Annotated in this window: 30 protein-coding genes; 14 read left to right on the top strand and 16 right to left on the bottom strand. The window is 67.7% G+C overall.

The window, feature by feature from the left end; genetic code table 11:
* Nucleotides 1–3: 3 nt before the first annotated feature.
* Complete coding sequence (locus tag TSO5_RS16510; RefSeq protein ID WP_146203775.1) at nucleotides 4–546, bottom strand: hypothetical protein; 543 nt, start codon at nucleotides 544–546, stop codon at nucleotides 4–6.
* A gap of 237 nt (nucleotides 547–783) precedes the next feature.
* Here TSO5_RS16510 and TSO5_RS16505 point away from each other — a divergent pair, with 237 nt between their 5' ends.
* On the top strand, nucleotides 784–1,905 hold the full coding sequence (locus tag TSO5_RS16505) for a hypothetical protein (protein ID WP_146203774.1): 1,122 nt from the start codon (nucleotides 784–786) through the stop codon (nucleotides 1,903–1,905).
* A gap of 92 nt (nucleotides 1,906–1,997) precedes the next feature.
* Here TSO5_RS16505 and TSO5_RS16500 read toward each other — a convergent pair whose 3' ends face one another.
* A complete protein-coding gene (locus TSO5_RS16500) occupies nucleotides 1,998–2,489 on the bottom strand; it encodes a hypothetical protein (protein WP_146203773.1) in 492 nt (163 codons plus the stop codon).
* Between the two features lie 238 nt (nucleotides 2,490–2,727).
* On the opposite strand from TSO5_RS16500, the gene TSO5_RS16495 reads away from it, so the two are divergent.
* Nucleotides 2,728–3,726: a hypothetical protein gene (locus tag TSO5_RS16495; RefSeq protein ID WP_109152567.1), complete on the top strand. Its 999-nt coding sequence runs from the start codon at nucleotides 2,728–2,730 to the stop codon at nucleotides 3,724–3,726.
* 64 nt (nucleotides 3,727–3,790) lie between these two features.
* Here the strand turns inward: TSO5_RS16495 and TSO5_RS16490 are convergent, their stop codons facing one another.
* On the bottom strand, nucleotides 3,791–4,156 hold the full coding sequence (locus TSO5_RS16490; protein ID WP_109152566.1) for a hypothetical protein: 366 nt from the start codon (nucleotides 4,154–4,156) through the stop codon (nucleotides 3,791–3,793).
* Nucleotides 4,157–4,747: 591 nt separating this feature from the next.
* Between TSO5_RS16490 and TSO5_RS16485 the strand changes: the two genes are divergently transcribed.
* The 8 genes from TSO5_RS16485 (at nucleotide 4,748) to TSO5_RS16450 (ending at nucleotide 9,438) form a co-directional block, all read left to right on the top strand.
* Complete coding sequence (locus TSO5_RS16485) at nucleotides 4,748–5,575, top strand: hypothetical protein (protein WP_146203772.1); 828 nt, start codon at nucleotides 4,748–4,750, stop codon at nucleotides 5,573–5,575.
* Nucleotides 5,576–5,606: 31 nt separating this feature from the next.
* Nucleotides 5,607–6,485, top strand: a complete 879-nt coding sequence (locus tag TSO5_RS16480) for a hypothetical protein (protein ID WP_146203771.1) — start codon at nucleotides 5,607–5,609, stop codon at nucleotides 6,483–6,485.
* A gap of 216 nt (nucleotides 6,486–6,701) precedes the next feature.
* Nucleotides 6,702–6,938, top strand: a complete 237-nt coding sequence (locus TSO5_RS16475) for a hypothetical protein (RefSeq protein ID WP_109152563.1) — start codon at nucleotides 6,702–6,704, stop codon at nucleotides 6,936–6,938.
* A gap of 16 nt (nucleotides 6,939–6,954) precedes the next feature.
* Complete coding sequence (locus tag TSO5_RS16470) at nucleotides 6,955–7,239, top strand: hypothetical protein (RefSeq protein ID WP_146203770.1); 285 nt, start codon at nucleotides 6,955–6,957, stop codon at nucleotides 7,237–7,239.
* A 129-nt stretch (nucleotides 7,240–7,368) separates the two neighbouring features.
* A complete protein-coding gene (locus tag TSO5_RS16465; protein WP_158282436.1) occupies nucleotides 7,369–8,190 on the top strand; it encodes a metallophosphoesterase in 822 nt (273 codons plus the stop codon).
* Nucleotides 8,177–8,539 (top strand): hypothetical protein, encoded by a 363-nt coding sequence (locus TSO5_RS16460; protein WP_109152560.1) that lies wholly within the window; start codon nucleotides 8,177–8,179, stop codon nucleotides 8,537–8,539. Before TSO5_RS16465 ends, TSO5_RS16460 begins: the two co-directional genes overlap by 14 nt.
* 1 nt (nucleotide 8,540) lies before the next feature.
* The gene (locus tag TSO5_RS16455; RefSeq protein ID WP_109152559.1) at nucleotides 8,541–8,948 is read left to right on the top strand and encodes a hypothetical protein; all 408 of its coding nucleotides are present in this window, start codon (nucleotides 8,541–8,543) and stop codon (nucleotides 8,946–8,948) included.
* Nucleotides 8,935–9,438, top strand: coding sequence for a DUF2958 domain-containing protein (locus tag TSO5_RS16450; RefSeq protein ID WP_109152558.1), 504 nt, complete (start codon nucleotides 8,935–8,937; stop codon nucleotides 9,436–9,438). The genes TSO5_RS16455 and TSO5_RS16450 overlap by 14 nt, the downstream gene beginning before the upstream one ends.
* A gap of 90 nt (nucleotides 9,439–9,528) precedes the next feature.
* Here the strand turns inward: TSO5_RS16450 and TSO5_RS16445 are convergent, their stop codons facing one another.
* Together TSO5_RS16445 and TSO5_RS16440 are read right to left on the bottom strand one after the other, a co-directional pair.
* On the bottom strand, nucleotides 9,529–9,819 hold the full coding sequence (locus TSO5_RS16445) for an HU family DNA-binding protein (protein WP_282183517.1): 291 nt from the start codon (nucleotides 9,817–9,819) through the stop codon (nucleotides 9,529–9,531).
* A 486-nt stretch (nucleotides 9,820–10,305) separates the two neighbouring features.
* Complete coding sequence (locus TSO5_RS16440; RefSeq protein ID WP_109152556.1) at nucleotides 10,306–10,905, bottom strand: nuclease-related domain-containing protein; 600 nt, start codon at nucleotides 10,903–10,905, stop codon at nucleotides 10,306–10,308.
* A 180-nt stretch (nucleotides 10,906–11,085) separates the two neighbouring features.
* Between TSO5_RS16440 and TSO5_RS16435 the strand changes: the two genes are divergently transcribed.
* Nucleotides 11,086–12,504, top strand: a complete 1,419-nt coding sequence (locus tag TSO5_RS16435; RefSeq protein WP_109152555.1) for a hypothetical protein — start codon at nucleotides 11,086–11,088, stop codon at nucleotides 12,502–12,504.
* 42 nt (nucleotides 12,505–12,546) lie between these two features.
* On the opposite strand, the gene TSO5_RS16430 is transcribed toward TSO5_RS16435, so the two are convergent.
* The gene (locus TSO5_RS16430; RefSeq protein ID WP_109152554.1) at nucleotides 12,547–12,870 is read right to left on the bottom strand and encodes a WGR domain-containing protein; all 324 of its coding nucleotides are present in this window, start codon (nucleotides 12,868–12,870) and stop codon (nucleotides 12,547–12,549) included.
* 457 nt (nucleotides 12,871–13,327) lie between these two features.
* Here TSO5_RS16430 and TSO5_RS16425 point away from each other — a divergent pair, with 457 nt between their 5' ends.
* The 3 genes from TSO5_RS16425 to TSO5_RS16415 all read left to right on the top strand — a co-directional run bounded on the left by TSO5_RS16425 (nucleotide 13,328) and on the right by TSO5_RS16415 (nucleotide 16,653).
* Nucleotides 13,328–13,630 (top strand): hypothetical protein, encoded by a 303-nt coding sequence (locus TSO5_RS16425; RefSeq protein ID WP_109152553.1) that lies wholly within the window; start codon nucleotides 13,328–13,330, stop codon nucleotides 13,628–13,630.
* Between the two features lie 1,061 nt (nucleotides 13,631–14,691).
* A complete protein-coding gene (locus TSO5_RS16420) occupies nucleotides 14,692–15,612 on the top strand; it encodes a hypothetical protein (RefSeq protein WP_146203769.1) in 921 nt (306 codons plus the stop codon).
* Between the two features lie 708 nt (nucleotides 15,613–16,320).
* Nucleotides 16,321–16,653, top strand: a complete 333-nt coding sequence (locus tag TSO5_RS16415) for a hypothetical protein (protein ID WP_146203768.1) — start codon at nucleotides 16,321–16,323, stop codon at nucleotides 16,651–16,653.
* 365 nt (nucleotides 16,654–17,018) lie between these two features.
* On the opposite strand, the gene TSO5_RS16410 is transcribed toward TSO5_RS16415, so the two are convergent.
* The 10 genes from TSO5_RS16410 to TSO5_RS16365 all read right to left on the bottom strand — a co-directional run bounded on the left by TSO5_RS16410 (nucleotide 17,019) and on the right by TSO5_RS16365 (nucleotide 25,348).
* Entirely contained in the window at nucleotides 17,019–17,546 is a 528-nt protein-coding gene (locus TSO5_RS16410; RefSeq protein WP_109152550.1) for a hypothetical protein, read from the bottom strand.
* Between the two features lie 517 nt (nucleotides 17,547–18,063).
* Entirely contained in the window at nucleotides 18,064–18,666 is a 603-nt protein-coding gene (locus TSO5_RS16405) for a hypothetical protein (RefSeq protein ID WP_109152549.1), read from the bottom strand.
* Nucleotides 18,667–18,913: 247 nt separating this feature from the next.
* Nucleotides 18,914–19,657 (bottom strand): helix-turn-helix domain-containing protein, encoded by a 744-nt coding sequence (locus TSO5_RS16400; protein WP_158282435.1) that lies wholly within the window; start codon nucleotides 19,655–19,657, stop codon nucleotides 18,914–18,916.
* A 645-nt stretch (nucleotides 19,658–20,302) separates the two neighbouring features.
* Complete coding sequence (locus tag TSO5_RS16395) at nucleotides 20,303–20,851, bottom strand: hypothetical protein (protein ID WP_109152547.1); 549 nt, start codon at nucleotides 20,849–20,851, stop codon at nucleotides 20,303–20,305.
* Nucleotides 20,852–20,855: 4 nt separating this feature from the next.
* Nucleotides 20,856–21,242 (bottom strand): heavy metal-binding domain-containing protein, encoded by a 387-nt coding sequence (locus TSO5_RS16390; RefSeq protein ID WP_109152546.1) that lies wholly within the window; start codon nucleotides 21,240–21,242, stop codon nucleotides 20,856–20,858.
* 284 nt (nucleotides 21,243–21,526) lie between these two features.
* Entirely contained in the window at nucleotides 21,527–21,766 is a 240-nt protein-coding gene (locus tag TSO5_RS16385; protein WP_109152545.1) for a hypothetical protein, read from the bottom strand.
* Between the two features lie 208 nt (nucleotides 21,767–21,974).
* Nucleotides 21,975–22,214, bottom strand: a complete 240-nt coding sequence (locus TSO5_RS16380; RefSeq protein WP_109152544.1) for a hypothetical protein — start codon at nucleotides 22,212–22,214, stop codon at nucleotides 21,975–21,977.
* A 69-nt stretch (nucleotides 22,215–22,283) separates the two neighbouring features.
* Nucleotides 22,284–23,540 (bottom strand): macro domain-containing protein, encoded by a 1,257-nt coding sequence (locus TSO5_RS16375; RefSeq protein ID WP_109152543.1) that lies wholly within the window; start codon nucleotides 23,538–23,540, stop codon nucleotides 22,284–22,286.
* Nucleotides 23,541–23,574: 34 nt separating this feature from the next.
* Nucleotides 23,575–23,898, bottom strand: coding sequence for a hypothetical protein (locus tag TSO5_RS16370; protein ID WP_109152542.1), 324 nt, complete (start codon nucleotides 23,896–23,898; stop codon nucleotides 23,575–23,577).
* Between the two features lie 265 nt (nucleotides 23,899–24,163).
* Nucleotides 24,164–25,348: a type II secretion system F family protein gene (locus tag TSO5_RS16365; RefSeq protein WP_109152541.1), complete on the bottom strand. Its 1,185-nt coding sequence runs from the start codon at nucleotides 25,346–25,348 to the stop codon at nucleotides 24,164–24,166.
* Nucleotides 25,349–25,355 lie beyond the last annotated feature (7 nt).

The following is a 25,355-nucleotide window of genomic DNA, read 5'->3' as shown; positions in this document are numbered from 1 at the left end:
CAGTTAGCCGGCGGGGACGACGGCCGGGACCGCGGCAGTGCCGCCGGACAGGTTGACGGACTGCCGCATGAGAGCGAGATCGGCACGGACGGCCTCCTCCATCGCCGCGGCCCCGGAGCGGAGCTTGCGGACGATGTTGATCTGCCAGACGCCGATGAACAGCGTGACGAAGCCGATGAGAATCCAGATCAGGAAGACGGTCGCCAGCAGCGCGGCGACGCCGAGCCAGAGGGGCGCCCGCGACAGGTTCTTCGCGGCCCGGCTGACCGGGTAGACCTCCTCGTTCTTGGCGTCTTTGTAGGCGGTCAGGAACGCCGCCTTGGCCTTCCCGAAGTCCATGATGGCGATGTAGTACAGGCCCTCGCGCCCCGGCTCGACGAAGCGCTCGAACTCCGAGGTCACAAGCACGTTGTTGAAGGCCCGGTCGTTGAACTCGATGTACTTGTAGAGCGTGCCCTCGTGGCTCGTCATGCCGCCGCCGTTGGCCGCCACGCGGCCCTGCACGCGGTGAAGACTCCAAACCCCCTTCGCTGCGATCTGCGTCATTTCTCGCCACCTGCCCCTTGGCGTTTCGGATGCCATCATGATGCGGGCAAATCGCTGAGGAATGGCTAAGCTAAAGCTTTTTAGAGCCACTAAAACAGTGTTCTAACTATCTGCATACGGACGCCTGTCGATGGGCATCCCGCGCTCCGTAACTGTTGACATAGCAATGTCAGACCCCCATTATCGCCGCAAGTGTTGTCATGTCACAGGCCCGTTGGGTCACAGGTGAGCGGCCCCATGGCGGAGGCTGCCGCCGGGAGGGGGAAAGCGATGTCAGAGGAAATGGAACAGACGAGCGGATACGCTTTGGATCGCACATCGCTTTCCATCCTGGGATTCACCGGAACCCGGCCGGCGTCACGGACGCCGGATGAGCGGAAGGCGGGCCGACGGGAGGGGAAGAAGCAGCTTCAGGGGCACCTGTCCCCGACCATTATCGACATTCTCGACCATCTAGCGAGCAAGCTGGAAGTCACGAAGCAGGACATCGTCGCTCTGGTCATGAACACGGTGTTCGAGCGGCTGGACGCACGGGTGTCCCCGCTGATCGACGAACAAGAGAAGGCGGCGGCGCTCGCCGCGGAGCTCGACCTGCTCGCCGTCAACCCCGACGCCACCCGTGACGAGATCGAGCGCGTTCGCGAAACGCGGATCGAGGATCTGCGCAGCACACATCGCGAGGGCGAGCCGTTCCGGCTGAAGCTGGAAAAGGAAATCCGAGACGTCGTTTCGTCGCGGTCAAAGAAGAAGGTGCCGAGTTTCTCGACGGCCCGGCGTTACGGCCCCATCCGCTTCGACCGGGCAAAGCAGAATGCGGAATGCCGCCTTGAGGCGTTCCAACTCTACAAAGAGCGCGGGCTCGCGGACATGAGCAAGGCCGAGCGGCTGGAGGCATTGCAGGCAATCCGCGCCGAGCGGAGCGACCTGGCCTCCGCCCTCGACCGTTGGATCGAGAACGAGAAGCGCGGTGCCCAGGCAACCACCCCCAAGGCTAAGAGCCGGGAAGGGAAGCGTCCGTTGAGCGGCTGGTTCGACGTGCTGGATACCTTCGAGGTCAAGAAGCTGGTGGCAGGCGGACTGGGAGGGGCTCCGACCTCCACGCAGAAGGTGATCGAGGCAGGCGCCCGGCTGCTGATCCTGGACAACCTGGACCTGCTCGACCCGGACGAACTGACCGACGAGCAGCGGGAAGCCATCGACATCCTGCACGATGCGACGCCGGAAGAAGTCTACAAGATGATCGACGCCCCGCCGAACGAGCGTGAAGAGCGTCCGGGCAATCCAGAGGCTCAGCAGAAGCCGCCGAAGGCCAAGCCAGCGAAGGCGGCATCGAAGCCGCGTGCCAAGGCGAAGGCCTGAATCTCCGAGGAATACAGAAGGGACGGCTGGTGCCGTCCCTCTTCTCGTGTCCGTGAGCCACAGCTTTCGGCTTTGCTGGAAGCCTGGTTCGCTTATGGCAGGATTGCATCGGCCTTCCCGGGGGCGGTCTTCGCCAGCCGTGTCACGGCGTCGCGTGCGCTCTGCGGGAAGCCGAGGCCGCGGCGGGCGAACTCCAGCACCAGCCCGATGGCCGGCATGTCCTGGCGCCTGATGTCGAACTTGGCGGCGACGGTGTTGACCCGCAGCACATGCTCTTTCGGCAGGTGGCCCATGACGTTTACTTTCCCGACACGGGACGGCGGCCCCGACCTTTTCGGCACCGCCGACAGCCGACGCGTGCTGGCCCGGCAGGGGAACTGGCGCAGCCCCGCAGGGGCCTTTCCGGTCAGATGCTCCATGGCCGACGCAACGCAGTCGCCGAGGAATGCCTGCATCGACATCTCCTCGCCGATCACGATCCCCTTCACCGCCTGCCAGTCGCGGGGAAGAAGATAGAACCCGACCTGCGTCTGCCCGGCCCGCACCGGGGGTTTTGGTGTCTGTATGCTGTCAGTGTTGTCCATCGTCACGCCCTCTCGTTTGTCCTGCCGCCTCCGTTCCGCGGGGCGGCTCCCCTCGTTGATGTCTGCGCACCGCTCCGGTGCCTGTTTTTGAGATTTTCTTATTGATGTCTGCATGTCAACGATTAAATATCTATATTGCAGGGCATTGATTTGACCGGCGGACGGAGCTGCGCAAAGAATCAAGGCAAGCCGAGGGCCGGCGAAGCGTCGGCGCGGGTAGCGGGAGAAGGAGAGGCACATGAAGGACGGCAAGGAATACGCGAGCGAAATGGTTTGGCTGACGGCAGAACGGGGGGGCAAGGCGGGCGAGGTTCCGGTCGAGGTCAGGAGGGCCGTCCTGACCTCGTCGATCGAAGAAGGACTCCCGCCCGGCGAGGCGCTATCCCGCTTGGCCTTCGCGATCGAGCTGCGCGACGTCGCACTCGGCCATGCGCTGGACCTCGGCCTCGACGGCAGCGGCGCCTGGCTCGCCGCTGAGCGGGCAGCGGAGGACATGCTCGATATCGGACGGACCCCTGCGGAGGCGTTCGATGCGGCACTCACGGGCTATGTCGCGACGGTGACGGCACGGGCGGTGCGGGAATCCGGCGAGACGGACTTGGCGACATCTTCCGTCCGTCTGGCGGCCTCGGGCTGCGCCGAGCGCGGCTTCCTCCAGGGGGTTCCCGAAGCGAAGGCCGCCAGGACCGTACGCGGGGAGCTCCGCTCCTCGGCGTCGCTCGTCGAGATCGCCGTGTCGGCCTCGATGCACGCAGTCGAGTCCCACGCCATGCGGCTCGCCGCCCAGGCCGAACCGCTCTTGCCGGCCACCCGCGCCGCCGGACGCCGGACGCTCGCCGCGCTCGGGGTCTCGCTGACGGCGATCAGGGACACGGCGGCCGACGCCGCCGCCCGCCACATCCGCGAATGTGGTCTCGCCGGACGAGCTTCCGGACAGAGCGACGTGACCGCCAAGGCCGTGGCGGCCGCCGCCGAGGCCGTGATCTCAGACGTCGATGCGGCGATGACGAAGTGGCTCGGCGAGGTCCGCCTCATCATCGCCGCCGAGAGCGGGCAGGCCGAGGCCGACAGGGCGATCGAGCGGTTCGGCAACCGGAACGGCTCGGAGATCGCCGCCCGCTGCCTGCGCGGCGTCACGCCGCGGGAGATGGCCAACGCCATAGTCGCGGAGACCGCCGAGGCGACCGTCGCCGCAAGGGCTTCGGCAAAGTCTGGCTACGCCGGCCTGCGGCTGTGACCAGCCGGGACGGACGGAAACGGCAAGGGGCGGATTCCTCCGCCCCTTTTTCTCGTCCGCCGGCTCAACCTCCGACGATGTTGACGAGGAACATGCCCCCGAAGATGAGCCCGAGGACGATCAGCCAGGTCATGACGATGCTTCTCGACTGCGCGTTGCCTCGGATGTCTTTCAGCCCGGCGATCTGTGCGGTCTCCCCCACCCAGCCGGCGAGGCGCCAGGCAGCGTAGATGGAGCCGAAGATGATCATCAGGTAGCCGACGGTGAGCATGATGCCCGCCGGCAGTCCGTGCTCTGCGGATCCCACTTCGATCAGCGGCCGGTCCGGCATTCCGACCTCGCCCGCGTAGCCGTCCGCGTAGCCGTCATTGTCAGGCTTCTTCGTCTGATCGACGGGCTGCCTCGCCTCATACCCCAACGTCCTCGCCATCTCTCCGCTCCTCATTTTCAGGGTGGGCATGCACCGCAGAAACCGCGGAGCGTGCCATGCCTACGACGCTTGCGCTAAAGTGTCTGCATGTCAATATATGTGCGAAATGTACCCTGGGAGCGGGAAGCCTGACCATGGCACGCGCATTTCGGGCAAAACGCGAGAACGCACAACCTGTGTTGACAAGCACGCCATCTCACATGTAAGGTATCTTCAGGTTGACATGCCAACCTAATTACGCCTAGCGCGTACCGTATTCCGGGGGGAGTGATGGTCTTCGACGGGGGCACGAACATGCCGACGCAAGACGAGTGGCCGTGGCCCGACCCGTTCGGAGTCTGGGCTTGGGAGCCTCCCTTGTGCGAGCAGGCGGCCCGCGAGGCGTTGGCCCGGGTGCTCGATGCGACCGATGACCGGATGGTCCTGACCTCGGAGGTCGAGCGGTGGATGTCCCGCGTCCGGTGGGGTTGCCACGCCCCTGCATCGACCGGAGCGCCCCTGCGTGACATGCCCCTGCGTGACATCGACAGAGCCTTGGGCGGCTCTGCCGTGCAAGGCATGCCATCGGCACGCGGTGCCGCAGGCTCTGCGATGGCGCAGATCGCGGAGGCCCTCCGCCTCGCCGGGCTTGAGGATGCCTGCTGGGGTTGGACCTGGTGCGCCGCCGCCTTCGGACATTGGGCCGCACAGACGCGGATCGCCGCCCGGCTGCTCGCCGGGGAGCACAACCAGGATTCGGATAAGGAGAGCCGGCGGATCGCAGGCGAGTGGCTCGCCTGCAACGGACGGAAGGCGTGGGAACGGAGCGGGACACCGTCGCTTCTCGGCACGTCGAACATGAGGCTGGCGGACATGATGAACAAGGCGGCGAGCGGGCTGCGTCGGCGCGGTCCCGGCGATCGCTCCGAGCTTCGCACGGAACGTGCGGTGCATCGCCCCGAGCTGCGCACGGAACGTGCGGGGCACCCTTCGCCCGCATCCTCGGGCGACATCCCCTTCCCCGACGTCGGCGACGAACTCGAACTTCACGAGCGGTGGGCGCTCGAAGATGCCGAAGATGCTTCGGTGGGGGGCCAGCCTGCCCCGCACCGCCCCAAGCGGGTCAGCCTGACGCAGTTCAACCGGATGCCCGATGAAGACGACGCGCCGGGCATCGCTCCGAGCTTCGCACGGAACGTGCGGGGCATGACAAACGAAGAGGCGGACTCCCCGGCTCCGGCTGGCGGGCGCGACCTCTTCGCGGCCAGCCTCGACGCCGTGGTCTCCGCATCTGGGGACGGCGGGACGGCTGGCCGACCGACCGGGAATGCCCTGACGGCGTTGCGCAGCCTCTTCACGCGGACCGGCGGCGACCTGCGTGTTCTTCGGCGGGCCTACGCGGTCTGGGCGGCGGACGCCCAGCCCAAAAACTCACATTGAACCGCAGTGCGACGGCACGGCAGGAGCGAACATGGCCGGACTTCTTCCTATGATCGAGGCGCAGCGTTCCCGCGAGGCCCTCGCGGACGCCCTGGAACTGGTGGCACGCGACGGCGGCTGGCTGCCGTGCAACAGCCCCAAAGGCGTGCCGCCGCGGACGGACGCTCGGGCGTGGGCCGTGGAGGCGGACGAGGTCTCCGTCGAGCTGCACACGCCGTTCACGTCGCCCGCCGGCCGAACCGCAGGCATTCTCAGCTCGCTCGTGCGGAAACCGAGCGAGTCCGCCCGGCTCGTCGTGCGTGACTCCCGCTGCGCCACCGTGCTCGACGCGATGCTCGGCGCCGACCGCTCCGCCGACGGCGCGACCGTGCTCAGCTACCGGGCTGGCGAGTGGGAGGCCGACCTCCGGCAGACCCTGCTCGCCGCCCCGCAAGCGAACGACGTCGAGGCCGCGCGGCGCATGGTTCGCGAGGCCGTGCTGCGCAAGCTGCCGCCCGCCTTCGGGCTCTACTTCCAGGGCGTCCGCTTCGACCGCGGCGTGCTGTGGCGGCACTCCGGCCTGCTCCCGCTGATGCTGACGGGCGCCACCGGCTGGCGCCTCGGCGGAGGCGCGATCTTCATGAGCATCGACCCGTCGCCCCGGCACTGGCTCTCGGGAATGCGGATCATCGGGCTGTCCGTCCGCGACCCCGACCTCCTTGCGCTCGGCCTCGACCACCTGATCGCCGGGTTCCGCGTCGTGCAGCCGTCCCCTCGCGTCTGGCGGCGCGGCGAGCGGATCGAGACCGAGGTGTTCGCCGACTTCATGAGCGAGTCCGTGAAGGCGAACCGGCTGCTGCAAGAGAAGGGTCACGGGGCCGTCGAAGACCTCGACCTGCGGGCGGCCCTGCTTGCCCCGGAAGCGGAGTGAACGGAATCTTTCAATTCTTGTCCTTCGTCGGCCGCCGCGCCAGGATCGGAAGGAGAAAGCCGGTGAAAGGGAAGCAAAGCGTGGCACAGCCAGATAGGCAGCGCCTGACAGGCATGGCCGAAGCCAGCGAAGCGAAGCGGCGGAAGATCGCCGAGGACCTGACCCGAAGGGCTTCGGGTCTCACCCGATGACCCACCGGGCGTTGGGCCTTGGCCAATGATCGACAACATCCGGCTGCTGACGGATTACTGGACGGACCTGCCGACCGGGCCGGAGGGGAAGCCTTCGCCGCTGCCCACGGACGACCCCGCCGCCCTGCGCGAGGCCATCAAATGGCGGGTCGGCGGCATGCCATCGGCACGCGGTGCCGAAGGCTCTGCGATCGCGCACAGCATCCTGACGATCGACAGAGCCTCACGGCTCAGCCGTGCGGGGCATGGCACAGCCTGGTAGGCTCTGCCTGCCGGGCATGGCACAGCCCGCTGGGCAGCGCCTGCCGGGCATGATCGACGGCGGCTCCGCGTCCGGCCCCTTCCACCTGATCCCCGTCGAGCAGGCGGTGGACTGCTCGACGGTGGACGAGCTGCTGGCGTGGGACCTGTCGGGACGGGTGCAGCTCCACGAACTGCTGGCCGACCGCGAGCGGGGCCAAGCCGACGACGAAGAGAGGGCGGCACCCGCGAAGCGCGAGCGGAAGCCGAAAAAGAACGCGCCAAAGGCGAAGAATGTTGACAAAGGCAAGGGTGATGCTTAATATAACACGATAGGGAAATTCATGGAGCGAACCCGATGCCTGCCCTAATAGACATAGACACGAACGAAGCGGACGAAACGGACTGACGCGGGGCGGGCGACCCTCCGCGCGTGGCGAGGAGGGTTGAGAGTGAGCAAAGAGATCGGCATCCTGTTCTGCGGGGATCCGCACGGGGACTTCGACTTCATCATCGACGCGGCCCGCGAGGCCCGTCCCGACGCGGCGGTGATCGTCGGCGACTTCTACGACCGAAAAAGCCTGCCGGCCGCGGGCGAGACGGCGGACACGGCCCTCGTCGCGGTGCGGGCGGAGGGCGTCCGGGTGCTGTACATCCACGGCAACCACGAAAGCGACCGCCCCGAAATCTGGAAGGCGTCCATCGAGTCCCTGCCGGTCGAGGACGGACTGCACGCCCGCTTCGAAACCGTCGGCCCGGTGTCGCTCGGCGGGCTGGGCGGCGTGTTCCGGCAGAAGGTGTGGTTCCCGAACGACGGGTCCGAGCCGCGCTTCCTGACGCGGGAGTCCAAGCTGGCGTGCATCCCGAAGAACGAGCGGTTCCGCAACGGGCTGCCGGTGAAAGACCGCACGACGATCTTCCCGGAGGACTTCGACGCCCTGCGGGAGCGGTCGCGGGGGCTTCCGTCCGCCGGACGGATCTTGGTGACGCACGAGGCGCCCGAGACGCACGAGTTCGGGGCAGCCTGCCTGTCGGGCCTCGCCAGGGACTGCGGGGCCGGGCTGCTCGTGCACGGCCACCACCACTTCAGCTACCGGGCCACCCTGCCCTGCGGCACGCGGGTGCGGGGGCTGGCGGGTCGCGAGGCGTGGCTCGCCCGCTTCGGCACCGACGGGCGGCTGATCGAGGACGAGGGGCTCTGGACGGCGGAGCGGTGTCCGCCGAGGCCGGACACGGCGGGTAATGGGCAAGGAGGGGACGATGCGGCAGCCTGACGAAGCCGTCATCCGGGGGTGGGAGCGGTCATGGAAGGAAGAGGCGGAGGCCCTGCTCGCGGAGTTCGAGCGCTGGCCGACGGACTGCGACCTGATCGGCTGGCTTCCCGTCCCGAACCCGGGATGGTCCAAGGACAGCCTCGTGCTGGCGGTGCTGTCCCGCTCGTCGGGGACGCGGCGTCTGGTGATGCCGGACTGCGTCGGCACCGCCGGGGAACTGGTCCACGCCCGCCGCGGCGAGATGGCGGTCTTGAAGCCGATGGAGTTCCTCGCCGACCTCGACGCGCGGCTCGCCCGCTGGGCGCGGGACCTGCGGGGGGCCTGGGACGAGATGGGCAAGAGGGACTGACATGGACAGCGACGACGCCGAAATCCTGCGGGCCGACTTCCCCGAACTCCTGGAGGGCTGCCGCTCGGTGCATGTGACCTCCGACCCGGGCAAGATGGGGAAGCTGTCCGAGCTGCTGGCTCGGCTTGACGGCGACCTGTCCTGTCGGGAACGCCGCCTGGTCTTCGTCTGGTCGATGCCCGGCAGGCAGAGCCTACCAGGCTGTGCCATCGAGGAGGTGAACGGGCGGCTGCGGGTCACGATGGGGCGGCGGAACGCTTCCGGGGTCATGGCACAGCCTGGTAGGCTTTGCCTGGCAGGCATCGACCGCGTGCGCCAGGACATCGCCATGAGCAAGTCCGCACGCGCCGTGCGTGCGGCTGAAGAGGCGTGGATCCAAGAAGCGAGGATGATGCATGTCGTTGCTTGACGAGGCCACCATCGCGCGGCTGCGCGAGAACAACCGCCTGACCCGGACCGCGCAGGCCGAGGGCCGGACGGAGCCGGACCTGGAGCCGGTTGTAAAGATCTTCGCCGCCGTCGGGGCGGCGACGCTCATGCCCGCCAGGCAGAGCCTACCAGGCTGTGCCATCGTCTCGGAGATGGAAGCCGACGGCGACACGCTCTACGGGCTGATCGACATGCCGTGCACGTCGGGGCCGTTCACGGCTCTGACGATGGGGTTCGGCGAGCCGGAGCTCGGGTACGCCAGCCTGTCGGAGATCGAGGCGGTGCGTATGCCTGTCAGGCACGGCCTGAAAGGCTGTGCCATGCCCCCGCCCTACTCCGCGCTCGGGATGGCACACGCCGAGGCGTATGCCTCTGCGATGGAGGTGGACACCTCCTGGCGGGCGAGGGGGACGATCCGCCGGTACGCGGAAGCGGCCAAGGAGGCCCGGCGGGTCGTGGAGCCGAAGTGAGATGAGCGGGGGAGGGAGCGATCCTTCCCCCGCTTTCGCCTTTCCGGACTCGGCGGGCACCGTTCCGCCGTCCGAACCCGTCGTCTTCGATCAGCCGTTCAGGGCGTCCTTGAGACCTTTGCCGGGCTTGAAGGCGGCCGCCTTGGCGGCGGCGATCTCGACGGGCTCGCCGGTGCGCGGGTTCTTGCCCGTCCGGGCGGGGCGGTTCTTCACGGCGAAGGTGCCGAAGCCGGGCAGCCGCACCTCGTCCCCCGCCTTCAGGGCGGACTCGATGCCGCCGAACACGGCCTCGACAGCCTTCCCGGAGTCGGTCTTCGAGAGGCCCGTGGCTTCGGCCACCGCGTCGATCAATTCGGACTTGTTCATCGTCTGTGCCTGGATGTGGTTGGGTGCGGGGGCGGGAGGTCGCCCTCACCGGCCCGCCGTCGCCGAGCGTTCTGCCCCGCCCGACGTGGGCTTGGCAAGCCAATCCGCCGCGGAGGCCCGGACGGACAGTCCGGCACGCTGTGCATGCTCCGCGCGGGCCCACACCCCGAAGAGCGCCCCCTCCCCGCGCAGACCAGGCCAGCCCGAAGGCGGCCAGCACTTTCCCGATGGCGGCCAGCCGCTCCAGGGCTTCGCGCGGCGTGTCGGGCGACGAGGCCGCGTCCAGCAGCTCGAAGTGGAACCAAACCTCGCCGCAAAGGTAGAGCACCGACACCGCGGCCACCGACAGCGGCGGCGCCCAGCCGACGGAAGCCCCTTCCGCCGGGGCTGAAGCAGCCAGATTCATTTTCCGTCCTCCCGATCAGGTGCCGCGCATGCCGTTACTTCTGACATGCAAACATATAAGATAGCGCGGACGGACTGCTCTTCGAAGGCCTCGTCTCACCTCTGCCCCTTAATCCACCGCATGTGCTCGCGTGAGGCAGCCATGCGGTCGGTCGCCTCGTCGTGCGCGACGATCGCGTTCCAGACCGCCCTGGCGGCTTGGGTCTCATCCGTCGGCCACAGCTCGGGCACGCGGTCCCACACCCCTTCGCAGCCGCCCCGGAGCGGGGTGCGGTCGAAGGCGACATGGTTCTCGAAGGCGACGCCCGGGCGGCCGAAGCGCTCCCGGAGGGCCTTGCAGTGCTGCGCGTTCTGCCGCAGCGGGCTTCGCATCGTCGCCCTCCGCCCGCCGGCGTAGGTGACCGCCCACTCCGCGCGGTCAGGGGCGACCTCGACCGTGCCGCCGTAGTTCTTGACCTCGACGACGGCGATCCGGTCACCGAGGAAGGCGACGAGGTCGATCTGCGTCCACACCCCGTTGCCGTGCCGGACGAAGAGGTCGTGGATGACGGGAATCCCCCGCGCCTCCAGTTTCCGCTTCATCCGCAGTTCGGCCCTGCGACCCCGGCGTTCGGCCCAGCCCCCGAAAGCAAGGCGGAAGACCAAGCGTATCGGCAGCTTCGCGAGCCACCACAACGCCTTTACAACATTCCTCATGTCAACACTCCTAGTGTGCTTCGCGCTCCCCGGCGGAGAGTTCAAGGGAATAGCCTAGCAGGTCCGCATGCAGACACAAGGAAGCCTAAAAGGAAGCCAAAAGATGCCGATCATGTTTGACATGCAGACACATAGGCCATAGCGTCGAATCCGGACATACGCGGTGCAGGAGGACATCAAATGACTACGGGTGAGCAGGTTTTTGGAGCGGGTGGAGCCGCCGGGGCGATGACGGCTTCGGTCGGACTGCCGCCGGACGGAAGGAGGGAGGCTTGGCGGCGTGGGCTGTTCCTCGCCGTCACCGGGCTGGTCTCGGCGGTCTACGTCTTCTTCGAGCTGGCGTACAACGGCACGCTGCTCGCCGTCTCGTCCGACCCCTCCGCCGGAAACGATGTGCTGACTGCGCTCTCCTGGGTCGGCCAGATCCTGCTGGCCTTCGGTCTCGCCTGGTATTTCGGCAGCGGGCTGGTGCGCACGCTGCGAGGGGCTAGCGGGTTCCTTGTGCTGTGGGTCTGCACGCTGGCCGCGGTGCACTACGGCTACCACTCCGCGCTCGACGGGCTGCCGCCCGACGTGAAGGACGCCGGCCGGGTCGTGGCCCTGCACCGTGCGGACGTGCTCGCCGGGCGGGCCGAGGACGGATTCCTCGCCCCCGGCGGGAAGCCCGATCCCGTGGCGGCGGTCTCGTCCGCCTTGCTGCTGGCGGACGATGCCGCGGCGGCGCGGGCGGCGGCGAGGGACGCCGAGCGGGCGGAGAAGGCCCGCAAGGACATCGACTTCGGAGCCGAACGCCTGCGGACGTCGCACGCCCGGGTGTGGTCCGACCTCAAGGCTCTGCACCGGGACTACCAGTTCTGGTCGCTTGAAGTGTCGCGCCCGAAAGAGCGGCGCGGGGGTGCGGTCGCCATGGCGGGCGACCGGCTCGACCGCGAGTTCGCTCAGCGCACCGGCGGGTTGCCCGCCAACCCCGACGCCTCGTTGGGGCAGTTCGCCTACGAGATCCTGCCGCAGTCCTCCGACCCCAAGGCTCGCAAGCTGGTCGAGGCGTTCTTCCGCAAGTCGATACCGATGGCTGACGGACGCAGGCTGGCCCTCTCCGATCTCCCCTACGGGATGGACTCGGCGAAGCTGGACGTTTGGATTGAGGCCGAACTCGTCTCCCCCTGGAGGGCGGCGGCAGGCAGCGACCCGGAGGCGTGGGCCAGAGCCGAGGGTTCGCACAACGTCGTCGCCTCGGTCTTCGTCCCGCCGGTGTCCATGGTCCTGTCGCAGGTCTCGATCCTGCTCAACGTGTCGAAAATTCTTGCTTCGCTCTGGGCGATCTGGGGGTTGGCCGCCGGCGGGCGGGGCGGGCTTCTCCCGGCCTCCGCGACCGCCGCGGTCTGCCTCGGGGCGGTCGTGTGGACGGCGGCGCCGCCGTCGGCGTTCCCCGCCGGGTCGGAGGCGGCCCGCGTCGAGGCGTCGGCCAAGGCATCGCTCGGGCTGTGGGGCGAGGCGTGGTCGAAGGGCGCCGCCGTACAGCGTTTGATGTCGGACAGCGGCATCGGGGTCGATCTCAACGTTGCCAGGGAAGCGATCAGGGTCTGGAAGGGGCGCTGACCGGCGCCGGCAGGACGGAACCCAGCGAGAAGCGGGTTAAGATCAGGGCCGTGCCATCCCTTCCGGCAGCCACGCGTCCGCCCCGTCCCCCGGCGGCAGCACGGCCTCGACGACGACGTACGGCACCCCGATCCGCTTCGGCGACGACATCCGCTTGCGCAGCGCCGACATCACTGCCCTCCTGGCCCGCTCCTCGCTGCCCGCGTAGACGTTGAGCACGGCCCCGTGTGGGCTGCCGATGCGACCGTAGCGGACCTGCACCGTCCAGCTCCCGAAGAGGTCCCTGCCCGCCTGCACGAGATAGCCGCGGTGGACGTTGCGAGACGCATCGACGGCCTCCAGCCGGACCCGAAGCTCGGATTGCATCGCTTCCTCCCTCCGCAGAGCGAGGGGGCATGCTAACACGATGGAATCCCGGGGTGAATCCGCCGATTTGCCTTTTACTGGCGATATGCCGCCATTCCATCGGTGTCTGCCCTCCCCCGCCGGAGATGCGGCATGCCGTCCGCATCGCACCCCCTTAACTCCCCGCAGATACCAAGAAAGCAGCCGACTAGCTCCCAATAGGCTCCCACACAGCAGGTTCTACGAATCCCACATTGCGGTGATGCTGCCTCCCGCGTCATGCCACGCAGGTTCCCTGCGAAGCTGGGAGCCATGCCCTCCGGTCGGCTTGCCCGACCCCGCTGGGAAGCCGCACGACGTGCCATTCCCCGAATGGCTTCGGGTATCGCCCGACATCGGTGTCGTGACGCGTGCCCGGGACGGGGGGAAGGTCGCCTGCGCCAGGATCGGGCATCGCACCCGATTCCGGAGGATACCGATGGGCACCTACACCGCTTACCTTTCCGCTACCGAGACCGTACGCCGCCCGAGCGGGGGCGGGCTGGCCATCGTCCTGGGAGCCAAAGTCGAGGTTCGGGCGGGGTCCGCCGGCGAGGCCGTCGAGACGCTGCGAAGCCTGCATGCCGATGGCGAGATCGACATCGCGTGGGACGCGCCCGACGGCGACCACTTCCATCCGATCCCGACGCCCGGCGACGACGAGGTCGGAATGTCCGCCCCGTGCCTCGACGCCGTGGAGGGTCCCGAAGGGTTCATCCCGATCGACGAGTGGCTCGGCTGATCCGGCTGGGCGACACCCCATGAAAGCGGTTGCGGGCCACCTCTGAACGCCAAATCCGCCGTCCGGCTGTCTCGGAGCACCCTACCCCGCCGGAGCGTCCAGAGACCCCTTGGAACCGATTTTGCGGGCATGTCGGAGGGCTACCGCCCCCGATCTCATCTTTATCCCGGGTGGTGCGTGTGTGCCGACCCAGTCGGATACGGCGTGCGGACGACCGCTTCCCGTCCGCAATCACGCCTCGACCATTCTCCGTCCGTCCCGTCCGTCCGCCTCCAGCTCCGCCCCGGGATGAAAGAGGATTCCATGGGGGCACTGCCCCTTCCCGCTTCTGCTGCGGGAATCCCTTTTCCCGACCGAACGAACTTCCCCATCCGCCCCGTATGTCCGAAACCAAGACGTTCGGTGAAACCAACGCGCGTGCGCGTACGTGCGGGTAACTAAGAGATAATATAATGATAAGGAGGAAACGGAATAACCTCCGCCACCGCCCCGTCTCCGTTGCGGCAGTAGGGGCTGTCGCCACCGCCCGGACGGAGGGGCGTTAGCGGATTACGATGTTTATTCGACGATTTTCGATGTTTTAGACTCCCTGCCCCTGCCCCTGCCCCTGCCCCTGCCCCTGCCCCTGCCCCGGGTGGTGTCGGGACGTCTTTCGGGAACGATGCGGGATGCAGCGCTCAAGCAGTGTGGGGTTCTGGATGACCACACGGCGGACTTCAAACGGACGCACCGTGGGATTTGAAGACGCCGTCTAGTGGGAGCCAAACGGGCGGTGCGTGGCTGCCCCTCTGGCGACTGAGAGTCCCCGACCGCAGAAACGACAGTCAATTACGTGTTGACATGCACACCGCATATTCTTAGTCATAAATCAGGACGGGTGATTGCCCGTCCGTGAGAGCCAGAACAGGAACCATCCGATGAGGTCGTTCGGGAATGTGACACGCAGTGCGTCGCAAGGCCGCACAGAGGTCTCTGCGATGACGAGAGCCTTGTGTCTCGGCACCGCTCTTGTAGCGGTTTCCGCATGCTCTGCCTTGCAGGGGCAGGGTACGCCGATCACCGTGTCGATTCCTGCCGGCGGTTCGACCGTCCGAGTGCCGATCGCCCTCGACGCCCCGGAAGACAGCGAACTCGCTCCGGGGTCACTCGCGTGGGAAGTCGCCTGGGCATTGAAGTCCGACCGGAACGTGGAAGAGACGCAGCCCGGCGACGGCGCCCGTACCCCGCACGAGCTCGCCGAGCATGCCGCGTACGCTGTCGGCGGTGTCTTCATCGACGTCGCGCTCCGCAGGGATCTCGCGGACGCGGCCCTGCGGAGGGAACGCGGGATCGAGAGCTTCAAGACGACCGACGTGGTGCCCGCCGTGCGTGAGGGCAACGCGAACGCCGCCGACGTACCGCTGTCCGACGCGAGCATCCACCAGGCCCGCGCGGCACGCATCAGGGCCGAGCAGGACCTCGCCGACGCATCCGACCGCTACCTCCGCGTCAACAGGCACGAGTTCGGCCCCCACGTTCCGTTCGTGCCCCTGCCCGTCGGAGAGAAAGAGGCGGAGGTCGCGAGAGGCAAGAACGCGCTGACGACGATCGTCCGTCCGGCGGACTTCGCTTTCTCGGCATTCAGGATCAGGGAGGCTTGGAACATGCACGACTCCGTCGTGCGGCAGCGGGCCGAGGCGGAGGCGGCGCTGAAGAGCCTGATGGACGTTGAGCGGCACTACCGCGAGCAGTACAGGCTCGGCTACCGCTCCGCCGCCGACGTGATCCACGCCATCGACGCGGCGTTCGCCGCGGAGGCGGCGGCGATATCGGCCCGCTACGCCGAGCAGCACGCCAGCATCCGCCTGTACGCCGCCCAGGGGCGGCTGGTCGAGGCCCTCGGGGCGGCCCGCTTCGTCGAAATGAGGGCGGACGAGCAGTCCCTTCCTCCGAAGCAGACTGTGCCGATGGTTCGAGATGGCGTCGGGCGGGACACCCTCTAGAAGCCCTTACGCCGTCCACTTGGCTCCCACATGAAGCCCGCATGGGGCGTGCGAGCCTCCCGCGCAGCGTGCTTTCAAATCCCACTTTGTGGGTTCAGCGATACCCGCATGGTGCATGCTCTGTATGCCCCGCGCCACGCAAAGCCCTGGGCTCCCACTCTCTCCCGGGTGTTGTATTGTCTCCACCCTGCCCTACGGCCATCGACGCAACGGGACGCGGACGGAAATTAACGCCCGACTTGAACGCCGCATCGCGGCACTCCTTCGGCAGTACGGCATCCGCGACGGCGAGCGGCACCGGGAGATGCGGGACGTGTCGCCGGTGCTGATGGCACAGCCTTGCAGGCTCTGCCTGCTGGCATGCAGGGCTTGAAGCACTACAAGTGGAAGCTCATCGAAGACATGGCACACGCATTGGAAAGAATCGGCTCCGCCGATGCAGGGGCGTGAGCCTCTGCGATCGTGATCGCCGAGCGCCCCCTGCCCTCCGGCGGAACCGGGTTCATCCCCAACATCCTGTTTCGGGGGGGGCATGCCTGTCAGGCACGGCCTGAAAGGCTGTGCCATGTCCTCGGCCAGCCGGAGGGAATGCCGCTGGGCAGCCGCGAGGAGGCCGAACGGGTGCTCGCCGGTCTGCTGGGGATGCCGTGTCATCGGTCCAGAGACCCGAAGCCCTTCGGGTCAGGCATAGCCTGCCAAGGCTGTGCCATGGTCCGATACGCCCTCCCAGAGCTGGCGAAGCGGCAGGGCCAGTCTGACGGCGTCGCGTTCCGCCTGTTCCGCCTGCGGCTCACCCTGCCCCGCCGTGAGGTCGAGTCCGTCCGCGGCAACGTCGAGGCCGGCGGCGGCACCCTTGAGGCCGCGGTCGCCATCGCGCAGGCCAGGCTCGCCACGCTGTGCCCGATGGGGATGGACGAGAGAACATGGGACGCCCTGCCCCGCCAGACCCAGGGGGAGATGGCACAGCCTTGGCAGGCTATGCCTGACATGGCATGTCCGCCCTGGCGGCGATCATGGCACAGCCTTTCAGGCCGCGCCTGACCCGAAGGGCTTCGGGTCTCTGGACCGATGACAGGCATGTCCGCCGGCGGCAGCTTCGTCCTGACCGAGACCGACGAACTTTGGAGCCGCCTGTACGGCGGCCGCGGCAAGTCCCGCCAGTAGAACGCAGCCGTAGACGGGTGCCGGGGAGGAGCTGTCGAAGCGTCAGGCGGACGCACGCCGGGATCCCATCGCCACCTCTGCGGGAGGCGAAGAACGCACGGAGCGGGTGCCGCAGGCTTCACTATGCGGGATTCTGTGTGACCGCAGAGCGGGATCCGAAGAACCCACAAAGTGGGATGCGAAGCACCCACCCTGTGGGAGCCACGCGGACGCATGCATGGCGACCGAACGGCGACCACCCATCATGCCGGAGCAGTCATGGGAAGGTAGGCCCGCAGCCAGACCTCCGTCGCAGTGTCAGGGGCGTGCGAGATCAGGGCCTCAATCGTCGGGCGGTCAAGGCCGGGCGAGGTGTGCCGGATGCATTCGAAATCGGCCTCCACCTCGGGCTGGGAGCAGGCCGTTTCCTCGCCGGTATCATCGCCCGCTGCGATCTCGGCAAGGACGGAAGGGGCCAGACGCTGAAGTTTCTGCAACATGTCCTCCCGCGACCCGCAAGGGGACAGGTGATGCCCCCATCCGGGGGCTGTCTCGGTGAACTCCACCTCGGGCCAGCCCTTCCGCCGCAGGTGGCGGTTAAGACTGTCGAGGGCCTGGGCGGTGACCGCCTTGCCCCGTCGGATGAAAAACTCCTCAAAGCCAAGGCGCCAGCCCTCATAGGCCGGGATAAAGCGACGCACAAGGGCGAAGGCCGCCAGCAGGCGTCTGGCCTCCCGATCATCGAGAACCCAGGCGATGTCGCCGGGGTTGCGTTCCCACTTCACTGCCATTCTGTCCTCCTTTGAAAATTGAACCGTGTGGCCGCTCGGATGGGCGGCTGACGCAATTCTGCACCCCGCTTCACCGTCCCCCTTCCCGGGCAGGCGTCGTCCTTGCTTCGGTACGGGTGACGGCCACTGAACGACTCGAAGGAGCACCGGCCGGGAGCTGGGCGGCGTGCAGCGTGGGATTCAGCGCATGCACTCGACGGGTGCGCTTGTCGCGCTGAGCGGGATGCAACGCACCCACGGAGTGGGATTCGTGGATTCCGCTTTGCGGGATTCGAGGAACCCACAAAGTGGGATGCATCACACCCGCTTTGCGGGATGCTGAACACCCACGGAGTGGGAGCCAAGCAGGCGCTTACCAAGCGGACGGCGGACGCCGCACCGTCGTCGGATAGGAAAAAGAAAGGCCGCCATGAGGCGGCCCAGTGTTCGCTTGGATCGACGGAAAGGGGCTGTCGCTTTGCCTTCCCCACGATCGCCACCATAGCCGACAATAGATGGCATGTCAACACATTTGCCGTCACTTGCCGGGCTTGTAGTCCCAGTAGAACGAGCTCTCGGTCTTCAAACCGCCCAGCCCGATCATCGTGCGGGTGCCGCCGCGGACGGAGTGCTGGCTGACCGTCCCGAGCTGGCCGACGCGGTAGCGCTTGCCTTCCTTCTTGCCGACGTGCAGCTCGGCTGAACCGGAGAAGCCCGTGCTGCACACGACGATGACCCCGGCGCCCTTGCCGACCGCCCAGTCCGCCGAGGCGCCGCTGTAGGAGCCGCAGACGTCGGTCACGGAGGCGTTCCTGTTGGTCCTGCTGCTGCCGGTCTCGAACAGATGGATCGCCTTCGAGGCGGCGCCTATCGCCGCCTCCGCCTCTGCCTCGGTGTGCCCGATGCGGATGAGATCGGACTTGAACGTCTCGACCGTCTCCGGCGAGACCTGGTGCTGGGTCGCGAACATGCCCGAAGCCGGACGACCGCCGCCAGCCCCGGCGGACTGCCCGCCGAACAGCGACAATCCGTCCGCATTGGCGTTCCGTCCGCCCATTCCCTGTCCGCTTCCGACGCAGGCGGTGAGGCTTCCCGCCAGCAGGGCGACCGCAGCCAGTCTCGTGATTCCCTTGTTGCTCATGACGCATCTCCTTTGAAACGGTGTTGTTTGGCAAAGCATATAAGTGCCAGCATTCAAGCGCAACAAGAGATGACATGACAACAGATAGATGCCGCAAACATGGATGACCCGGGTTCCCCGGAGGACACTCGCCGGGCGTTGGCGACGACACCACGGTGACGGCGTATGGACGCTATGTGGGAGCCCGCAAGATGCCCGCCAGGCAGAGCCTACCAGGCTGTGCCATGCCCAGCGGGTTGTTGACGGATTACTCGCCGGGCGTCGAGAAGGCGTGGCGGATGACCTTGGACACGAGCGACTGGCTCCAACCTGTTCGCCGGGCGATCTCGGCCTGGGAGAGGTTCTCGTCGGCAAGGCGCAGGATCTCGCGCTCGTCCTCTTCGGTGACCGCCCTCTTGCGACGGGACTTCGACGTGCCTTGCAGCCCGGCCTCGTGGCAGACCTTCTCGACCATGGCATGCGACCAGCCCGTCCGCTCCGCGATCTCGCGGTAGATCAGGCCCTCGCCCCGAAGCCGCAGGATCTCGTCCCGGTCCTCGTCGCTGGCCCGGCGGGAGAGGGCGACACCCGCATCGCGGACGACGCGTCGGACGTGATCCTCCGACCGCCCGACCTTCGCCGCCACCTCGGCGGGGTCCATGCCCTCGGAGGCGAGCCTGACGGCTTCCGACTGCCACTCCGACCGGCGGCTCCGTCCGTCCTTTGCCAGCGGCACGGCGCCGAACCCGTTCAGCGCGTGCTGCGCGACCGCGGGTGTGACCCCGAGGCGGTTGGCGACCGCACGGACGGAAAGCCCCTCGCCGGACAGGGCCGCGGCCTCGGTCTCCAGCTTCTTCAACGCGAACTGCACGGCTTGGCGGGTCACGCCGAAGCCGTCGGCGATCTCCTGGTACGACTTTCCCTGAATCCGCGTCTCGGCGATCCGAGTTGCATCGAGGCCAGCCGTCCTCGGCTTCTTCTTCGCCCCGGCTTTGTCTTCTGCGTTCTGCACGGTCGCCCCCCAACCCCCGGCGCTCCTCCGGCCGGTTACGCCTCCCATAACACGATGGGAGGAAACCGTCAAGCTCCGGGCCGACGCGGGAGCCTTCAGGGAGCCGGAGGGTAGGGGCGCGGGATTTGGGTTGGCTCCCAATAGGACACCGACAGGGAGCCGCCGACGCACGGAGCGGGACGATGCCGGATGCCTTCAGCCCGTCTGTGGGACGTGATGGGGGAGCCGTACGGGGACGAAGGCAACGCTGTATGGGATTCTGAAACGCATCCTGTCGGTCAGCACCGAGCACAGCGGACGGGTGGCTGCGAAGGCACTGCCTGGGATGCCGGTGCACGCATCCCGGGAGCCGATCCCGGCACGCCGTGGGCGTGACCGACTGCACATGGCGGGATGCATAGATGACACTCGTGCTGCACCCAAGCAGCCATCAGGCGGGAGGCTAAACATGCACAACTGGGGATGCCCTTGGCCCGTCTGGTGGGCATCGAGGGCAGCGACACGCGGGAGCCGTCCGAACACCGAAGTGGGAGGCCATTAACCCACGGCGCGGGATGCAAGGCACCCGCACAGCGGGATTCGCAGAAACCACAAGGCGGGATGTGCTAAACGCACTTCGTGGGAGCCTAGCGGACGCCGCTCAAGCTACCTCTTCAGCACCCCGTCGAGCTTCTCCGAGAGCTTCTCCTTCCCCTTCTCCAGCAGCGTGCGGCGGATCGACCCTTCCGGGGCCAGTGCCTCGGCGGCGTCCGCGGACTTGAAGCGGACATCTTCGACGGCGAGCGGGCCGCACCTGCCGTCGTCCCCGCAACGCTGGACGAGGACGGCCTGCACGTGCCGCTTGGCGGCGCCGACCATGCCGTCGGCGAGGACGGAGGGCGGGGCGCTGACCGGGAGCAAGGCGGGAGCCTTGCGGACGCTTCCGCCGGGGGCTTTCGACTCCTGCACGACGCCCACCTCTACCGTGCCGTCGGCACGGGCCGCAGACCAGTCGTGGGCGACCATCGTCGGGGGCCATGCCTTGGAACGGACGGACTCCACCACCAACCGCGCGACGGCGGCGTTGGGATCGTCGCCGGAGACCCCGGTGGACGGAGGGAGCAACGCCAGGAAAAGGCAGGCCGCCCCGGCGGTGAAGGCGACGACGCCCAAGGTCAGGGCACCGTCGGGGGTGAGTCCCTTGCGGCGGGTCATTTTTCTATCGCGGGTCGGGGCAGGGGAGGGCGTCATTGGTCAAAGGCTCTGAAGCGATGATCACGGCTTCGCCGGTGGCCATGATCAACTGCATGCCCTTCTCCATGAAAGGGGAGGGGGAGATTTCAAGCCGCAGCACGGCGTTGGCGCCGAACGCTGCCGCCTTGTCCTGGAGCTTTTCGAGCAGGCAGCCCTCACGGCCCTCGATCCAGTCTTCGACGTAGTCGGCGTTGGCCGTCGAGTTCCCGCCGACGAAGCTCTTGACCTTCGAGTCCCACCAGTCCCGGGCGAAGTTGCGGTTGACGACGACGGCCACGGTTATCGGCCTCAAAAGCCTGACCACCGGCCTGCCCGGCACCTCGTCCATTTTCGTGATGAACACGTTCGCCATGCTGCGTTCTCCTCCTTTAAAGTCCGTCCGCCGACAATTGGCATCCCGCAGATGTGCAATTAAACAAGACCTGACATGCCAACATCTGCTTAGGACTGCCGCCCGGTCTGGGCGGGTTGTTTCTCTCTTATGGATAGCGCACAGCGAAGCCCGTGGCAAAAACAATCCGCATGTCAACACCTATCGGGCGGGCATGCAGACCGACGCTGGCCTGAAGCCGGGAAGGGCGTTCCAGCCCAGCCCGGCGTTCCCTTCTTCCAATTGCGGAAGCCGCAAGGCGACGCTCAGTTGACGAGATGGGCGACCGCACGGCCCGCGTCGCCCTCGATCCGGACGACCTCTGGCCAGCCGTCGGCGGAGGCCGCAGCGAAGGACGGGATGCCTTTCATCGACTGTCCAGATGTGGCGTAGATCGCGACGTCCTCGCCGTCCTCATCGACCACGATGTACACGGGGAACATGCCGGCGGCGATCATGTCGGCTGCGTCCCGGCGGGCGGTCGCGATCTCGTTCTTGATGTCCATGGCTCTCTCCGGCTGCGTGTGCTGTGCCAGGAGAGTGGCCCAAGGTCGAAATCCCCCGTTCCCGGGCTGGCGTCATGCCGGTCGCGGAGACCGCTTCGCATCATCTCGTCGATGTGAGCGGATTGCGATGCGGCTTCAGGCGAGCGACAAGAGTCCAAGCAGGGCGGCAACGCCGCCGAGCGGCTTCAGGACGAACCCGGCTGCCATGTCACCGCCAGCGTCGGCGGCTGCCCCCGCAGCGGTCGAGCCAGCGGCCGAGGGCGTCGGAGGGACGCGAAAAGGTGCGCCCGTTGACCCGGACGACGTCGCGGATGTGCTCGCGGGCGAACAGGCGGTCTTGGAACGGCGTCTTCGGCCCACGCAGGTCGAGGCAGAGCCGCTCGTTGCGGGTCAGCTCGATGTCGCGCAGGGGCGAGGCTGCATCTGCGCCGTTCTGCTCGTCGGTCATGGAATCCCCCGCTTCGTCTAGGTGGATGAGGCTAACGCAAAGCTGGTTGCATGTCAACAGATGCGTCAATCATGCACGTCCGAGGGCCAGCAGGTCGTGCCGGTCGGCGGCTTCTTGCACAGTGACGGGGAAGCGGCCTTCGGACAGTGCGGATTCCCTCCACGCCCGGGCCATCTGACGGGCAGCCGTGAGGGGCTTTACCTCGCCGATCCCGGTGCCGAGTCCGGGGCAGGCGACGGACGGAATGCCGAAGCCGCGGCAGGCGAGGGCGACCGACTTCATCGCGAGATAAGAATTCACCGTCGTCCGCAGCGGCTCGGGCGCCCGCATGGTGGGGGCGGCGATGAGCCAGCGGACGGTGCTGTCGCGCGTCGGGACGACCACGGCCTCGCCGACGAGGAGCTCGCCGAGCGGGCGGGCCATGATCTCCTGCTGCACGGCTTCGGCCACCCCCCACCCGAACCTCCGGGCGAGGGCTATGTCCAGCCCGCCGTCCATGAAGCCGAAGGAGTTGGCGGGAGACACGATCGCCGCGCACCCGGTGTCGAGGATGTCGCCGTCGGTCACCGCGACACCGCTGACGCCGTCGAACGCCTCGCGGAACGCCGACAGCAGGGCGGGGCAGGGGGCGTGCAGGGTCAAGGCCGGAGGCTCTCCGTCCAGCCTGCCGGCCAGCGGGAGCGGACGGACGGGTTCGACGATCGGCTCGGCGACCGACAAGGCGAGCGACAGGGCGTCGGCGGCGAGACGGACGGACCTCTCCATGTCGGCCCCATCAGCGGCGAGCCGGGACAGCTTCATGCGTCCGTCGAAGTCGTCCTCGGGCCGCAGCAGCCCGATCATGGCTGCCCCCGCCGAGGCGAAGAGGACGCCTGCCGCGTCGAGCGTCGGCGTGTCCGGGGGAGACAGCCTCCGCCGGAGCCAGGGGAGGGAACGCCGGGCAAGCTCGGCGCCGAGCAGCCGGAGGGTCACGACGGAGCGGTGGACCCCGGCGGCGATCCGCCCTTCGTCGGAAGCGAGGCAGAAGGCCCCGTCGAGGTGCTGGCCGTCCGCCCGGATGGCGATCCGCGGGCGGCCGTCCTCCGTGCAGAGCATCCGTCCGTCATCGCCGACGTCGCGCATTGAGGTCTCCGTGATGCCGACGGACAGCCCTGCGGCGAGAACCCGGACCCAGAGGGCCAGCTCCGCCTGCCAGTGCGGACAGGAGAACTGAGAGGTCTCGGCCCGGTAGCCGACCGGCGGCTTCGCGGTCAGTCCCGCGAGGGATTCCTCGACGACCTGCCGGGCGCGGTGCATGTGTGGTGATGGGGTGACACGGGACATCATGAACTCCTTAGACGGCGACGAAACGGCAGCGGGATCAGGCGGCGAGCAGCCAGTCCTTCAGCAGCCCTTCCCGCCCCTGGGCTGCGAGGATCTCGCGGACGGCCGGATGGCTCCGCGCACGGCCCAGGGCCTCTTCGTAGCGTTCGTCGGCGGCGTGGAGCTGGGCGCCCCGGCGCTCGACGAACTGATCGAAGGTGCCATCGAAGGTCTCGTACGCGGTGTCCCAGGCGGCGACTTCGTACACGTCGAAGGCGCGGCTCACGTCGTCCGCCGCCTCCTGAAGCTCCCGGATGATGGCGAAAGCTTCGGCGCGGCCGGCGAAGTAGGCGGGGGTTCCGGGTGCAGGTCTCGTGTCCATGACGTCCTCCTTTAGGGTGCTTTGAATGTCGTCCAGCGGGTGCCCCCAGGCCGTCTCTCGGACGTCGGGCGGGGGGGGCAAGCCCTCCAAGTGGCTGCTTTGCGGGATTCGAATAACCCATGAAGTGGGATGCGAAGCACTCGCTTTGTGGGATTCGAAGAACCCACGTAGTGGGAGCCAAAGGGGCGTCCAACGGACATCCTCTGAGAGCCAGTCGAGCGCATGAGCGTCCGCATGTCAACACCAGTCGCCGCGGGATGGCGCGTCAGAGCCCGCCGACGGCCTTTACCATCAGCAGCGGCGGCACGGTGGTCTCGAACCCGACGATGAGCGTGGCCCCGGCCATGAGCAGGAAGGCGACGGTCTTCATCAGCGGCACGGCGGCAGCGAGGCGGCGGACGTAGGCCGACTTGTACTGCCGGGACACGGCTTCGAGAGAGTGCGCCATCCGCTCGCGGTCTGACGAGGCGGACACCGCGAGGCGGTCGGTGGCGTGCAGCGAACGCAGGCATTCGGCCCAGGGGCGGCCCGAGCGGACCGCGTCGGCGGCCTTCAGCAGGTCGCGCTTCATGGCTCCGCGAGGGGCGGCTTCGGCGGTCAGCGTCAGGGCGTATTCGAGACGCACGCCGGACCGAAGCAGGAGGCTGAGCTGGTAGAGCGAGACGTGGTTCTGAAGCGACAGCGCGATGTCCCGGTAGAACGGAATGCGCACGATGAGGGCGTCCGCCGCCAGCGGGAACAGGCGCTTGCCGATCCCGCCGAGCAGCCAGAGGAAGGTCATCAGCAGGATCGAGCCGACCGCCAAGCTGACGAGGGCTCCGGCGACGAACTCTGAGACGGACAGCAGCATCGCGATGTCGGCGTCGGGCTTCGCGGTCTCGAAGGGCAACTGGCTCATCAGCATGTCCATAGCGGGCTTGGCCCCGGCGCAGAGCGTCCCCGCCAGCGCGATGTTGAAGCCGGCGAGCATCAGCCCGCGGCCGCTGCCCGACCGCACCTCGCCGAAGGCCCGCTCGAACTCGGCGGCGTCCAGGAGCGCCTTTTCGAGGCTGCCCGTCTCCATCCCGGCGCGGACGATCGCCGCCACGGCGCGGGGGAAGTCCTTCGGGTTGGCCTCCATAGCCGCGGGGACGGCCATGCCCGACCGCATCGACTCCAGGAGGAGGCCCGCCGCCTGCCCGACGCGTCCGGGCATAGTGTCACGCATCGCCTCAAGGGCCTTCGACACACCGATGCGGGAGGCCGAAAGGGCGGCGAGGCGTTCGAGGAAGATCGCCCGCTGGGTCTCGCTCATGCCTGCGGAGAACAGCCCCCCGCCGGTGTCCCGCGACGCGGAGAGGGGGCGGCCGTGCGACGAGGCGGACTTCAAGGCGGCGGCGCGGTCGCCGGCCTGCACCTTGACCTTCCTGATGCCGCCGGCGGACGAGACGGAGACGGTCCACAGAGCCATGCTGTCC

Source organism: Azospirillum sp. TSO5 (assembly GCF_003116065.1).
Taxonomy (GTDB): Bacteria; Pseudomonadota; Alphaproteobacteria; order Azospirillales; family Azospirillaceae; genus Azospirillum.
This window is presented reverse-complemented; position numbering and strand designations above follow the sequence as displayed.